Annotated in this window: 13 protein-coding genes and 1 tRNA gene; 3 read left to right on the forward strand and 11 right to left on the reverse strand. The window is 69.2% G+C overall.

Annotated features, from left to right (window positions below):
* Positions 1-13 precede the first annotated feature (13 nt).
* A complete protein-coding gene (locus K8Z49_RS37070) occupies positions 14-169 on the reverse strand; it encodes a hypothetical protein (protein ID WP_021595850.1) in 156 nt (51 codons plus the stop codon).
* A gap of 614 nt (positions 170-783) precedes the next feature.
* On the opposite strand from K8Z49_RS37070, the gene K8Z49_RS37075 reads away from it, so the two are divergent.
* Positions 784-2532, forward strand: a complete 1749-nt coding sequence (locus K8Z49_RS37075; RefSeq protein WP_075023591.1) for a BTAD domain-containing putative transcriptional regulator — start codon at positions 784-786, stop codon at positions 2530-2532.
* A gap of 91 nt (positions 2533-2623) precedes the next feature.
* Here the strand turns inward: K8Z49_RS37075 and K8Z49_RS37080 are convergent, their stop codons facing one another.
* The 4 genes from K8Z49_RS37080 to K8Z49_RS37095 all read right to left on the reverse strand — a co-directional run bounded on the left by K8Z49_RS37080 (position 2624) and on the right by K8Z49_RS37095 (position 4540).
* Positions 2624-3499, reverse strand: a complete 876-nt coding sequence (locus tag K8Z49_RS37080) for an IS3 family transposase (RefSeq protein ID WP_338059706.1) — start codon at positions 3497-3499, stop codon at positions 2624-2626.
* Positions 3496-3783: a transposase gene (locus K8Z49_RS37085; protein WP_021595846.1), complete on the reverse strand. Its 288-nt coding sequence runs from the start codon at positions 3781-3783 to the stop codon at positions 3496-3498. Before K8Z49_RS37085 ends, K8Z49_RS37080 begins: the two co-directional genes overlap by 4 nt.
* 30 nt (positions 3784-3813) lie before the next feature.
* Positions 3814-4164: a hypothetical protein gene (locus tag K8Z49_RS37090; protein ID WP_152563945.1), complete on the reverse strand. Its 351-nt coding sequence runs from the start codon at positions 4162-4164 to the stop codon at positions 3814-3816.
* Positions 4165-4467: 303 nt separating this feature from the next.
* Positions 4468-4540, reverse strand: a tRNA-Arg gene (locus tag K8Z49_RS37095).
* Positions 4541-4671: 131 nt separating this feature from the next.
* Between K8Z49_RS37095 and K8Z49_RS37100 the strand changes: the two genes are divergently transcribed.
* Positions 4672-5118 carry a hypothetical protein gene (locus K8Z49_RS37100; protein ID WP_412516349.1) on the forward strand — a complete coding sequence of 149 codons (447 nt, stop codon included), beginning with the start codon at positions 4672-4674 and terminating at the stop codon, positions 5116-5118.
* An 82-nt stretch (positions 5119-5200) separates the two neighbouring features.
* Positions 5201-6244, forward strand: coding sequence for a D-alanyl-D-alanine carboxypeptidase family protein (locus tag K8Z49_RS37105; RefSeq protein WP_412516350.1), 1044 nt, complete (start codon positions 5201-5203; stop codon positions 6242-6244).
* Here the strand turns inward: K8Z49_RS37105 and mscL are convergent.
* From mscL to K8Z49_RS37135, 6 genes are all read right to left on the reverse strand, one after another.
* Complete coding sequence (gene mscL / locus K8Z49_RS37110; protein WP_412516351.1) at positions 6241-6654, reverse strand: large conductance mechanosensitive channel protein MscL; 414 nt, start codon at positions 6652-6654, stop codon at positions 6241-6243. The genes K8Z49_RS37105 and mscL overlap by 4 nt on opposite strands.
* 107 nt (positions 6655-6761) lie before the next feature.
* Entirely contained in the window at positions 6762-7376 is a 615-nt protein-coding gene (locus K8Z49_RS37115; RefSeq protein ID WP_024934983.1) for an RcpC/CpaB family pilus assembly protein, read from the reverse strand.
* The gene (locus K8Z49_RS37120; RefSeq protein WP_021594947.1) at positions 7373-8200 is read right to left on the reverse strand and encodes an S-methyl-5'-thioadenosine phosphorylase; all 828 of its coding nucleotides are present in this window, start codon (positions 8198-8200) and stop codon (positions 7373-7375) included. Before K8Z49_RS37120 ends, K8Z49_RS37115 begins: the two co-directional genes overlap by 4 nt.
* Positions 8201-8373: 173 nt before the next feature.
* The gene (locus tag K8Z49_RS37125) at positions 8374-10500 is read right to left on the reverse strand and encodes an MMPL family transporter (RefSeq protein WP_021594946.1); all 2127 of its coding nucleotides are present in this window, start codon (positions 10498-10500) and stop codon (positions 8374-8376) included.
* Positions 10501-10864: 364 nt separating this feature from the next.
* Positions 10865-11233: an FmdB family zinc ribbon protein gene (locus tag K8Z49_RS37130; RefSeq protein WP_412516352.1), complete on the reverse strand. Its 369-nt coding sequence runs from the start codon at positions 11231-11233 to the stop codon at positions 10865-10867.
* Between the two features lie 157 nt (positions 11234-11390).
* Entirely contained in the window at positions 11391-12875 is a 1485-nt protein-coding gene (locus tag K8Z49_RS37135; protein ID WP_075023599.1) for a potassium/proton antiporter, read from the reverse strand.
* Positions 12876-12897: the final 22 nt, after the last annotated feature.

Genomic DNA, 12897 nt, shown 5'->3' on the forward strand with positions numbered 1-12897 from the left:
GTGGGCTGTCGATTCAGATGCAGGAGGCAAAAGTGCGCACGATCTTGTCGGCGGAGTCGTCTGGGTCCGTCTGCAGCGCTTCGATAATCGGCGTGCAGCCAAGCTCGGCGAGCTCGTCCATGGTCAGGTCAGTGAAGTCGTCAATGCTCACGTTGATCTCCTCGATCATCCGTAGTGTCTTTACTCCGAGAACTCTAGGTATTCGCGGATCTCCAATGGCTGCCCCTCTCCGTGCCGGAGGTTCGATCGCATCCGTGTGGATGGACTGATCAGCACACAGACGATGGTGATCGATACCGCTCACCAGGAGCCGACCGAAATCTCACCAAACGCTTGCCGCTTCCTGGCCACTGGTGTGTGGCAACTGATCACGTGGTGGACAGTCCGCTGCGTGGCTCTACACGTCCACGGATGCGCGGTCGGCTCCGGGTGCCCTCCCTGCCTGACTGCTGCGAGACCGGGGACGAATGAGTCCTTCTGATGCGAAGCAGGGCGAGACAGGACGATCGACGCAATGACGATGCCCCTCTTCGACCAGGCCGCCATGTCGGGGCAAAATGGTCGGGTGACCAACGAGCGGCCGAGCGAGCAGACACATGGCACGCACCGAGCATGCCGACGTCGTCCTCAGCTCGGGGCTCGGCGGGTCCGTGGCCGCCTTCCGGCTGGCCGAGGCGGGACCGTCCGTCGTGGTGCTGGAGCGCGGCCCCGCGGCGACAGAACGCTCACATCCCAGCTCACCCAAGTACTTCAAGAAGAACCGCACCTGTGAGGAATCGAGGCATGGCCGGCGACTCGCAATTAACTTTTGGTGTGTTAGGTCCCCTCCGCGTACGGGTTGGCCACCGGCAGCTGCTGTTGTCGCGGATCAGCATTCGACGGCTGCTGGGCGTGCTGCTACTGACCCCCGGGCAACAGGTGGACAGGCAGCAGATTGTAGAGGTCGTTTGGGGACCTTCAGGATGTGAACAGGGAGCGCTGTACAGCGCTGTCTGGCGACTCCGGGCGTGGCTGCGGAGCAATGCGGGTATTGACGACGTCATCCACCGTGTCGGCCAGCACTATCTGATCGACGTACCGGAAGATCAAGTGGACTGTGGTCGGTTCCGCTCCCTGGTTCACACGGCGGCACAGGGCATCCCTGCGGAGCTTCGCGTGGATGCGCTGCGCTCGGCTCTGGACCTGTGGCGTGGTTCGGTCCTTTCGGACTGCCTCGGCCCGGTCGCCCCAGCCGAGGCGCCCATTCTGGAGCGCACTCGCCTGGAGGTCGCGGGGCAACTGGCCGAGGCGGCGCTGAGCTGCGGGCGTTTCGACAGCGCGCTGGAACCGCTGCAGAGATTGGCCGCCAGCCTGCCATATGACGAGGTCGTCCATGCCCATCTCATTACCTTGCTCGGCCGTAGCGGACGCCGGGCGGAGGGCCTGCGCTACTTTGAGGAGATCCGTCGGCGGCTGGTCGACGAGCTTGGTGTGGATCCGTCGGGCCTGCTCCGCTCTGCGCAGCTCGGGCTGCTCCACGAATCCGTACCGCAGGCTCCTACTGACCTGTCCGCACCGGCACCAGCACCAGCTCGCGTTCTGATCCATAGGATGCCGCCGCCCGATCTTGCGGATTTCACCGGTCGGCGGGAGGAGCTCGCTGAGCTCACCCGCTTCCTGACTAGCGACGAGGAGTTGCCGAAATCGGCGGGACCAGTGGTCGCGATCTCCGGGAGGCCCGGGGTCGGCAAGACCGCTCTGGCGGTGCGCCTTGCCAGCCGGCTGGCAACCAGGTTCCCCGACGGAGAGCTGTTTGTGGACCTGCACGGATACGAGCCACACCCTGCTGGTCCCGCAGAGGTCCTGGTCGGGTTCCTGCGCGCGCTAGGGGCCGAGCCAGCCGCCATTCCGGTGAGCCTGGAGGAACGCACGGAGACGCTTCGGGCACGGCTGTCCGCGCGCCGAGTGCTCGTGGTGTTAGACAACGCGCGGCCCGAGCAGATCCGCCCACTGCTGCCGCCCTTTGTAAGCAACGCCGTCATCGTAACCAGCCGCATCCCGGTCGGCGGCCTCTGCGGCATGCGGCAGGTTGTACTGGACATGCTCGATCCCACGTCCGCCAGCGAGCTACTCGCGCGCATCATCGGCCCGGCGCGCGCCGACGCCGAACCGGCCGCCGTACGCAGGCTCGCCGGACTGTGCGGTAACCTCCCGCTGGCGCTCCGGATCACTGGCGCGCGACTCGCCGCCCGGCCCTCGCAGCAGGTTTCTGCTTTTGCCGAGCAGCTTGCCGACGAGCATCAGCGCCTTGGACCAGCGCAGGTGGCACATGATCTGGAGATCAACGTCTACACGCTTCAAAACCGGGTGAAGAACGATCGCGAGCAGAGCCAGTTCCAGGATGGTGAGCTGGGCGAGTCCGAGCGCGAGGAGCTGGTCCGGTTGCGGGCCGAGCGGGCGCAGTGGGAGAAGGACCGGGCGGAGCTTGAGATGGAGCGTGACGTGCTCAAGCGATCGGTGGCCGTGTGGGTGAAGGACTCGATGAACCGGTGATCGTGGCGAAGTTCCAGAGGGCCAGGGCGTGTGAGGTGCCAATATCGTCCTGAGGTTCCCCCCGTAGCACGGACACCCGGGGTGAGATGGGTCAGGTCGTCGCGTTCGAGGGTCGGTGTCGTTCCTCGTAGTCCACCGGACTGAGCATTCCGAGGCTGGAATGCCTTCTGAATGGGTTATACCAGCACTCGATCCATTCAAACACCGCGGCTGCGAGTTCGGCTCTTGTTTGCCATTTCCTGGTGTCGAGGAGTTCGAGCTGCATCGAGCCCCAGAACGACTCGATCATGGCATTGTCGTAGCAGTCGCCGACCATGCCCATCGAACCGAGGAGTCCCGCGTCCTGAAGCCGCTTCCCGAACGTCCAGGACGTGAACTGCGTGCCATGGTCTGAGTGCAGGATCGTGGCGTCTTTGGCGGGCTTTCTCCGGGCGACTGCGGCGGCCATCGCATCGACCACGAGTTCGGTGGTCTGGCGGATGTCGATGGAATGGCCGATGATGCGGCGGGAGTAGCAGTCCAGCACGGCCGCGCAGTACAGCTTCCCCTCGCCGGTCGGATGCTCGGTGATGTCGGTGACCCACAGCACGTCGGGCGCTTGCACGTCGAAGGCCCGCTTGACCAGGTCCTCCTCGGTCGGTTCGTTGACCAGGTTCCGGTGCCCCTTGCGCCGGTAGATCCCCTGGATCCCGGCCTCCCGCATGAGCCGTTCGACCCGTTTGCGGTTCACCCGTTCGCCCCGTCCGAGCACCAACTCCGCATGCACCCGCGGCGAGCCGTAGCTTCGACGTGACTCTTCATGAATCTCTTTGATCATTTTGATTAGCTCGGCATTGCGTTGCTCCCGAATCGAGGCGGGCCTGCCGAGCCAGTCGGTGTAACCGGACCGGGAAACTCCTAACACTCGGCAGGCCACCGCGACGGGAATGTCGTTGTCGGCAAGCTCACGGACCAGCGAGTACCTTATTTTGGGAGCACGTTCTCGCGAGCGAAGTACGCTGCCGCCCGCTTGAGGATCTCGTTCTCCAGTTGCAGTTGCCTGGCCTTTCGGCGCAGCTCGGCCAGCTCCTTCTTCTCGCCGGCGCTCAGGCCGTCGAGGTGGCCTTCTTCGATGTCGGCCTGACGGATCCAGTTACTCAGGCACGACTGGCTGATACCAAGACTCTTGGCCAGGGCGGAGACCGACTCGTCGCCGGTCCGGGCCAGCTCGACGGCGCGGCGCCGGAACTCCGGCGGGTGAGGTGGTGGCACGAGACACCTTCCTTCCCAAGTTGATCATGGTCAACTCAGATCGGGTGTCCGTGGAACGGGGGGAAGCCTATTTGGGTCCGTGAAGACGCCTTGCTGGAGGCCGTTCACTACTTCTTCGCTCAGCGGATATTCGGCCAGCACCGCCAGCGATACCTGCGAGCCAGACTCGCGGAAACGATCGGCGCCCCGGTGGAATCGCTCGCTGACGTGCATAAGACGAAGATCGCAGCCGAGATCACCGACCTTCAGCGGCGTCAGGACAACCTGCTGATGCAATTGGAGGAGTACGAGCCCACCGGTGAGACCGACATCGACCGGGAGTACCGGGCCGGCATCCAGCGCCGCTTCGCTGAACTGGTCACAAAACGCCGCGAAGCACAAGCAAGGCTGGCCCAGCTCACCACCCGGGCCCAACCGCCCGGTGACGACATCGCGCTACTCGGAGAGATCCCTCAACTACCCCTCAAACTGGGACAGCTGCCCGAGGAACTGCAGCGTCAGCTCTACGACGCCTTCCAGCTTCAGATCCGCTACAACAAGCCACGGCATGACGCCCTGATCCGCGTCACCATCAGAGAGGACACCGTGCACACACTCAACGCCGCAACCTCAGCAACGTCGAGCCCGGCGAACCTGCGCGGGCGCCGCTCGGGCGAGGCCGGGCGGAGTTTCCCATGTTCTGCGCGCCTCCGGCAGGATTCGAACCTGCGACACCCGCTTTAGGAGAGCGGTGCTCTATCCCCTGAGCTACGGAGGCGTGTCGTCGCTCGCGGGTAGAGCGTAGCGGACGGCACCTACAGGGTAGGGGAAGGGGACCGTTGAGTGCTCCTCCTTATGGGGTGCGGGACTCTAGGCCCCGTGGGGGCGGGGTCGGTACGCTTCGGTGCCGTGACCGGACGGCATCGTGGGCAGCCGAAGGATGTTGCTGCCGAGGGCGAGGTGGACGCGGGCGCGTCTCGTGGCAGGCGGGTCGCGGTCGTCGTGGCGGTGTGCGCGGTGCCCGTGCTGGTGGCGTCCGTGGTCGCGTTCGGGCTGCGGGACGGCCCGGTGCGCGAGCGGCCCGAGACGGCGGGGACGCCCGCGGGGGACGTGCGGACGACGCCGCAGGGGGAGCCGACGTTCGGGACGTACGTGCCGCCCGAGTCGGAGCCGCAGGCCGCGACGAAGCCGCCGAAGCGGGCGCCGGCGCCGGTGGTGAGGCCGCGGCGGACGGCCAAGCCCACGCCGTCGCCGACGCCGACGCCGACGCGGGCGCGGCGGCCGTGCCCGGCGGGGTGGGAGGACGTCTGGTGGATGCGCCGGTGGTGTGAACGGCAAGGTCACGGAGGCCGCTGAACCAGTTACGCACGGGTCATCGTAGAACCTGTAGTAGCGTTCTGCCGCTGTTCCGCATTCGGGCATCAGGAGGAATACCACCGTGCCGAACCCCCGGTCGGCGGCGCTGACCGCGGTCTTCCTGGTGACGGCGCTGATCTTCCCGCACGGCGTCGCACACGCGGCCGCGGGCCGGGCCGACTCGCTGGAGTCGCTGCGGCGCGAGGCGTCGAAGGCGCGTGCCGAGCTGGAGAAGGCCACGAAGTCGATGGAAGGCCGGCAGAAGGACCTGGCCGCCTCCCAGGAGAAGCTGCGCGCCACGCTGAAGGACCTCGCCGGGGCCGAGGCGGAGCTGAACCGGATCAGGCAGCCGCTCGCCAGGCTCGCGAACACCTCCTACCAGCAGAGCGGCGCGGCCGGATCCATGTCGATCTTCGGTGGCGGGGATCCGAGCCAGGCGCTGCGGTCGACGGCGGACGTGACGCTGATCGCCAAGTCGCAGCAGGAGCTCGTGGAACGTGCCGACGAGCTGCAGGACCGGCGGAAGCGGCTGGCCTCCACGGCGCAGGAGCTGCAGTCGAAGAACGCGGTGGAGCAGACCCGCCTCCAGCAGGAGGTGGACGGGCTGAAGACCAAGTCGGCGCAGCTGACCAGGCAGCTCAACGCGATGCTGGACAAGCTCGCGGTGTCGCGGCAGCGGCGGCTGGAGCTCGGCTGCGACAAGGGCCTCGCCGCGGACGCCAAGAAGTTCCCCAACGGGCTCATCCCCGCGAAGTACCTGTGCGCGCTGCCGCAGAAGGGCGGGCACAAGCTGCGCGCGGACGCGGCGCTCACGTTCTACAAGCTGAACGCCGCCTACAAGCGCCGGTTCGGGCGCGACATGTGCGTGACGGACGCGTACCGGAGCCTGTCGGAGCAGCATGCCGTGTACGCGCGGCGCCCCGGTTTCGCGGCCGTTCCCGGGACGAGCAACCACGGCAAGGGGCAGGCGCTCGACCTGTGCGGCGGGGTGCAGACGTCGGGGTCCGTCCAGTTCAACTGGTTGGAGAGCCATGCCGGGAAGTACGGCTGGATCCATCCCTCCTGGGCCTACAGCAACCCGTTCGAGCCCTGGCACTGGGAGTACGGGACGGAGAAGTACTCCTAGGAGGGGACCTCGGTGGCGGGGACGACCTCGGCCGTGCAGTGGCGGCAGCGGCGCGCCTTGATCGGGATCTCGCTGAGGCACTCCGGGCATTCGCGCTCGGTGGCCTCCTTGCCGCGGTCCATCCGCTCGATCAGCTTGGTGGTGGGCAGCACGACCAGGAAGTAGACGATCACCGCCGTGATGAAGAACGCGATCGCGGACGTCACGAAGATCCCGTAGGGGAACGCGGTGCCGTTGACCGTGACGGACAGCTTGGTGTAGTCGGGCTTGCCGCCGATCAGCGCGATCAGCGGGGTGATGAAGGAGCTCGCGAAGTCCTTCACCAGGCTCGCGAACGCCGCTCCGATGACGAACGCGACGGCCAGCTCGACCAGGTTTCCGCGGATGAGGAACTTCTTGAACCCGCTCATGGCTGCTCCAGGGGGTCGTCGGGGGTGCGCCCCTGGCTGGTGGGGCGCCGGAACGGCTACGGATCGTAATGAAGGGGTGCCGGATTCGCCAAGCCGGGGCGCGGGGGTCAGTGCCCGGTGATCGTGAGCGCCAGGGGAGCGCCGGCGCCCGCGAGCGTGACGGCCTGGGCCCGGTCGGTGGCCAGCACCACCAGCGCTCCCTCCTGGCCGCCGCGGTCGTCCGGTCTCGGCACCGCGACGACCGGCACGCCGGACACCACGACGCGCGCCTCGCGCCCCCACCGCTCTGTGCCGTCCGGTTCCGCGGAGCCGGACGGGACGGTCAGGACGTCGATGCGGTCGCCGGGCCGCAGGAGCCGGACGGCGCCGGCGTCGGCCATGCGGACCGGGGTGGCGACCGTGCCGGGACCCTGGCCGCGCAGCAGCCCGTCGCCGACGACGCGGGCGTCGGTGAGGGGCTCGCCCTCGCGCATGGGGCCGGCGAGGACGCGCCCGGCACCGCCGGAGCGGAGGGCGCCGGCCGGGACGGCGCCCGGCGGAAGCGCGACCGGCCGCAGGTCGGACGCGGTGAGCGCCTTCCCGGCGGGGAGGTCGCGGGCGGCGCCGAGGACCCGGACGGACGGCGGCGGCCCGGGACGCAGCGCCGTGAGGGCCAGCCCGGCGGCGGCCGCGGCGAACAGGGCCGCCAGCGGTCGCCGCAGCCGGGCCGAGCGGACGCTCACGGCAGTTCTAGCGGGAGCTTGATGCCGTCCAGGACGTCGGGGCAGGGGCAGGAGCGCTCGGCGGGCAGCGCCTTCACGACGTCGGCGACGAGGCCGCGGAGCCGGTCGATGTTCTCGCCGAAGACGCGGAGCACCTCCTCCATCGTGACGCCCTCGCCCTCCTCGATGCCCGCGTCGAGGTCGGTGACGAGGCAGAGGGAGGTGTAGCAGAGCGCCAGTTCGCGGGCGAGGACCGCCTCGGGGTGGCCGGTCATCCCGATCAGCGTCCAGCCCTGGGACGCGAACCACTGCGACTCGGCCCGGGTGGAGAACCGGGGGCCCTCGATGACGACGAGCGTGCCGCGGTCGACCGGATCCCACCCCGACGCCCGCGCGGACGCCACGGCGGCGCGGCGCCCCGCCGGGCAGTACGGGTCGGCGAACGAGACGTGGACGGCGGCGCCCTCGTCGTAGTAGGTCTGCTCGCGGCCGGACGTCCGGTCGGCGAGCTGGTCGGGGACGGCGAGCGTGCCGGGCCCGTACTCGGGGGTGAGGGACCCGACCGCGCACGGCGCCAGCACCTGCCGGACGCCGAGGGCGCGCAGCGCCCACATGTTGGCCCGGTAGGGGATCCGGTGCGGCGGGAACCGGTGGTCGCGGCCGTGCCGGGGGACGAACGCGACGCGGCGGCCCGCCAGCTCGCCGATCGCGATGGGGTCGCTCGGCGGGCCGTAGGGGGTCTCGACCCGCACCTCCTCGATGTCGTCGAGGAAGGAGTAGAACCCGGAGCCGCCGATGACCCCGATCTCGGCGGCGGGCTGGGAGGCAGAAGGCTGAGTGGACATGCCGCCGACACTAGCCACCCGGGGGCCGCCCCCAGCAGCCCGTCCGCCGATTGTGGATAACTCCGAAGGGAGACGGCGAAGGGAGACGGCGAAGGGAGACGGCGAAGGGGCCCGGCGCGGAGCCGGACCCCTTCCCTTCCCCGTCCCGGCCGGAGCCGGGGGCCTGCGGTGCGTCAGCCGACGGGATCGAGCACCTTGGGCTCGTTCGCGGGCGCCTCCTTGGCGAGCCGTCCCGGCGTCCAGATCCGCCGCCCGATGTCGTACGACAGGGCGGGCAGCAGCAACGACCTGACGACGAGCGTGTCGAGCAGGACGCCGAACGCCACCGCGAAGCCCATCTCGACCATGAACGTCAGCGGAAGCGTGACCATGGAGGCGAACGTGGCCGCCAGGACCAGCCCGGCCGAGGTGATCACGCCGCCGGTGACGGTGAGGCCCCGCTGGATGCCGCGGCGGGTGCCGAGGGACTGCGACTCCTCCCGGACGCGGTGCATCAGGAAGATGTTGTAGTCGACGCCCAGCGCGACCAGGAAGATGAAGGCCAGCAGCGGGAAGCCCGAGTCGGTCCCCTCGAACCCGAAGCCGTGCTCGAAGATCACCGCGCAGGCGCCGAGCGAGGCGAGGAACGACAGCACCACGGTGCCCATCATCAGCAGCGGCGCCACGACGGCGCGCAGCAGCGCGATGAGGATCAGGAACACCACGGCCAGCACGATCGGGATGATCACCTTGTTGTCGCGGGTGGAGGCGCGCTTGATGTCGAGCTGGGTCGCGGTCATGCCGCCGACCTTGGCCTCCGCGGACGGGACTCCGTGCGCCGCGGTCCGCAGCCGGTCGATGGTGTCGCGCGCGGCCTCGCTGTCGGCCGCGTCCTTCAGCGTCGCCTCGTACTTGACCAGGCCGTTCGCGGTGACCGGCGGGCTGACTTCGGCGATGCCCGCCGTCCCGCGGACGGTCTGCGCGAGCTGTTCGGAGGCGGCGGCCTTGCCGATGACGACGGCCGGGGCGCCCGATCCGGCGGGGTAGTGGCGCGCGACGACCTCGGAGCCCTTCACCGAGTCGGGCTTGCCGGTGAACTGGCCCGCGTCCGAGATGCCGTCCGCCTTCAGCGAGGTGAGGCCGAGCGTGAGGACGATCAGGCCGAGCATGCTCGCGGCCCAGATCACGCGCGGGCGCCTGCCGACCAGGCCGGCCACGCGGTTCCACACGCCGTGCTCGGCCTCGTAGGACTCGGGTTCGAGGTACTTCTCGTCGTACCGGGGGATCAGCGGCCAGAACAGCCAGCGGCCGAAGATGACGAGGAGGGCCGGCAGGAGGGTCGTCATGGCGGCGAGGGCGGTGATGACGCCTGCTGCGGCCACGGGCCCCATGCCCGCGGTGGAGTTCATCTCGGCGAGCAGCAGGCACAGCAGCCCGACGGCGACGGTGGCGGCGGAGGCGATGATGGCGGGCGCGGCGCGGTGCAGCGCGTAGGCCATGGCCTCGTGCCGGTCCTCGTGCCGGTGCAGTTCCTCCCGGTAGCGGGCGACGAGCAGCAGCGCGTAGTCGGTGGCGACGCCGAAGACGAGGACGGTCAGGATGCCGGCGCTCTGCCCGTTGACGGTGAGGTCCGCGTACTTGGCGAGCAGGTACACCGTCGACTGGGCGAGGCCCAGGGCGAAGACGGCGCTCAGTACCGGGACGAACCAGAGGATGGGGCTGCGGTAGATGAAGAGCAACAGGACGATGACGACGAGGCCGGCGGCCATGAGCAGGAAGCCGTCGAGGCTCTCGAAGACCTTGAACTGGTCGGCGCCGCCGCCGGCGGGGCCGGTGACGTGGGAGGTCAGGCCAGGAGGTCCGCGGTCGGCGAGGTCACGCGCGTCGTCGACCGCGGCGATCAGGTCGACGTCCGTCAGCGGCACCAGCGTCTGGAGGGCCTTGCCGTCCTTGGACGGGAACGGGCCCTGAACCTGCTGGGCGCCCGGCAGCTTCTGGAAGGCGGCGGCGTCCGAGGCGGCCTTCGCCTTGTCCGCCGGGGTGATGCCGCCGGACCGCTCGTAGACGACGACGGCGAGCATCGTCTCGTCCTTGCGGAACTGTTCCTCCAGCTCCACGACCTGGGTCGATTCGGCGCCGGACGGCAGCCAGGCCGCCGCGTCGTTCTCCTCGACGTCGCCGAGCTTGCCGGCGAGGGGGCCGAGGGCGGCCAGCAGGACGACCCACAGGGCAAGGACGGCCCATTTGGTACGCCGTCCGGCGATCAGTCCGGCCAGGCGGTGTGACCGTGGCCTGGGGGGAGCCGGGCTAGGTGCGCTCATGGTTCCTCTCCTGTGTGCACCGGGCGATATCGGGAAGTCGAGATATGTCGCGTCTGCTCAGAATTTCTCGACTCCCGAGACATGTCAAGTACTATCGCGAAATCTCGAGGAGAGAACCGTGAGGGCCCCCGGGTCGTCTCCCATCACCTCAATGGTCGCGAAACCGCACCTCTCGCGCCTCCAGCGAGAGGAGGGAACCCGGCTACCCCCTTCGGGTCACAAGAAAGCCGCCGTCTACACCGGAAGATGTAGGCGGCGGCGTCAGCACCACGGAAGCCGGGGGATCCTCGAACGGATCCCCCGGTGGGCGTACGGGAACCCGGCGTACGGGAACCGGGTGTACGGGAACCGGGAAGCGGGAAGGTCAGGCGACCTTCTCGGACGAGGAGGAGGACGACGTGCTGGAGGACGAGGCGCCTCCAGACGACGACGCGGAGGAGTCGGAGGACGACGAGGACGAGTCCGACTTGGTGGAGTCGCCGCCCGAGTCGCCGCCCGAGGAGCCGTTGGACGAGCCGTTCGCGGACGCCCCGGCGGTCGAGGACGACTTGCCGGAGCCGCGGCTGTCGGTGCGGTAGAAGCCCGACCCCTTGAAGATGATCCCCGCCGCGGAGAAGACCTTGCGGAGCCTGCCGGTGCACGCCGGGCATTCGGTCAGCGCGTCGTCGCTGAACTTCTGCACGACCTCCAGAGGCTCGCCGCACTCGGTGCAAACGTACTGATACGTCGGCACGGTTCCTCCTAGCTGACGCAACCCGGCCGAGACCGGACTGGCACTCACTCTGAACGACTGCTAATGGTACCGGTGTCTCGAACAGGATTCGTCCCGGGGATGTTCCCTGGCCGTCCCGGGGTGTGTCCCGGCCGTCCCGCACGGCCCGAGCGCCCGTTCAGGCCCCCGTCTCGCCGAACCAGCCCGCCAGCCTGCCCTTGCGGCTGACCGCGCGCAGCCGCCGCTCCGTGGTCTCGCGCACGGCGGCGGTGGTCACGACCAGGAGCGTGTCACCCGCCTGCAAGGGGGTGGAGGGCTCGGGGACGAAGCTCGTCCCGTCCCGCACGATGAGCGTGACCGACGCGCCGGGAGGCAGCCGCAGCTCGAAGATCTCCACGCCGCTCAGCAGCGAGTCGGCGGGGATCCGGACCTCCAGCAGGTCGGCGTGCAGTTCCTCAAGCGGCGCCGCCTCGACGCCGAGCTCGCGGGTCTGCTCGTCGCTCCTGAGCCGGCACCAGCGCGCCACCAATGGCAGCGTCGGCCCCTGGAGGAGGGTGAACACGACGACGATGTTGAAGACGATCGCGAACAGCCGGTCGGCGTGCTCGACCTCCGCCACCATCGGGATGGTGGCGAGGACGATCGGGACGGCGCCCCGCAGGCCGGCCCAGGACGCGAAGAGCTTCTCGCCCCACGTCAGCCTGAACCCGATCGTGGACAGCACGACCGACACCGGCCGGGCGATGAGCAGCAGCACGAAGCCGACCACGAGCGCCGGCAGGATCTGCGCGGGGAGGTCGCCGGGGTCGGCCAGCAGGCCGAGCATCACGAACAGCCCGATCTGCGCGAGCCAGCCGACGCCCTCGGCGAAGCCGCGGGTCGCCGGGCGGTGCGGGAGCCGCGAGTTCCCGAGGACGAGCGCGCTGACGTAGACGGCGAGGAACCCGCTGGCGTGGAGCAGTGAGGTGGCCCCGTAGGCGACGATCGCCAGCGACATGACGGCGATGGGGTAGAGGCCCGACGCGGGCAGCGCGATGCGGCGCAGGGCCTGCGCGCCCAGCCAGCCGATGGCGACGCCCATGATGGCGCCCGCGACCAACTCGTACACCATCACGCCGAGCAGCTCGGCGAGGTTGGGCGCGCCGTTGTGGGCGCTGAGCGCGATCACGATGATGACGACGGGCGCGTCGTTGAAGCCGGACTCGGCCTCCAGCAGGCCGGTCAGCCGGGACGGCAGCGGCAGCCGCCGCAGCACCGAGAACACGGCCGCCGCGTCGGTCGGCGCGAGCACCGCGGCCAGCAGGAACGCGGGGCGCCAGTCCATCCCGAGGATCCACATGGCGGCGAGGGCCACCACCACGATGCTGATCAGGGTGCCGAGGGTGGAGACGCTGACCGCGGCGGGCACCGAGGGCCGGACGTGCCGCCAGCTGGTGGTGATGCCGCCTTCGGCAAGGATCAGGACGAGGGCGGCGAAGCCGAGCGTCTCGGCCAGTTCCGCGTTGTCGAAGTGGATGTGGAGGGGGCCGGACTCGCCGATGAAAAGGCCGAGGCCCATGTACGCCAGCAGGGTCGGCAGTCCCGCCCTGTGGGACAGCCTGACCGCGATGATGGCGCTGAGTACGAGCGTGGCCCCGAGGAGTAGCCAGATGTCGAGGTGCACATCCCACCCTTCGGGGTCGTCA

Source organism: Actinomadura madurae (assembly GCF_047130825.1).
In the GTDB taxonomy this organism is placed as follows: Bacteria; Actinomycetota; Actinomycetes; order Streptosporangiales; family Streptosporangiaceae; genus Spirillospora; species Spirillospora madurae.

Coding starts and splice junctions, on each gene's coding strand:
- K8Z49_RS37125 (WP_021594946.1), bottom strand. CDS start 10,500: ATGAGCGCACCTAGCCCGGCTCCCCCCAGGCCACGGTCACACCGCCTG.
- mscL (WP_412516351.1), bottom strand. CDS start 6,654: ATGAGCGGGTTCAAGAAGTTCCTCATCCGCGGAAACCTGGTCGAGCTG.
- K8Z49_RS37070 (WP_021595850.1), bottom strand. CDS start 169: ATGATCGAGGAGATCAACGTGAGCATTGACGACTTCACTGACCTGACC.
- K8Z49_RS37075 (WP_075023591.1), top strand. CDS start 784: ATGGCCGGCGACTCGCAATTAACTTTTGGTGTGTTAGGTCCCCTCCGC.
- K8Z49_RS37120 (WP_021594947.1), bottom strand. CDS start 8,200: ATGTCCACTCAGCCTTCTGCCTCCCAGCCCGCCGCCGAGATCGGGGTC.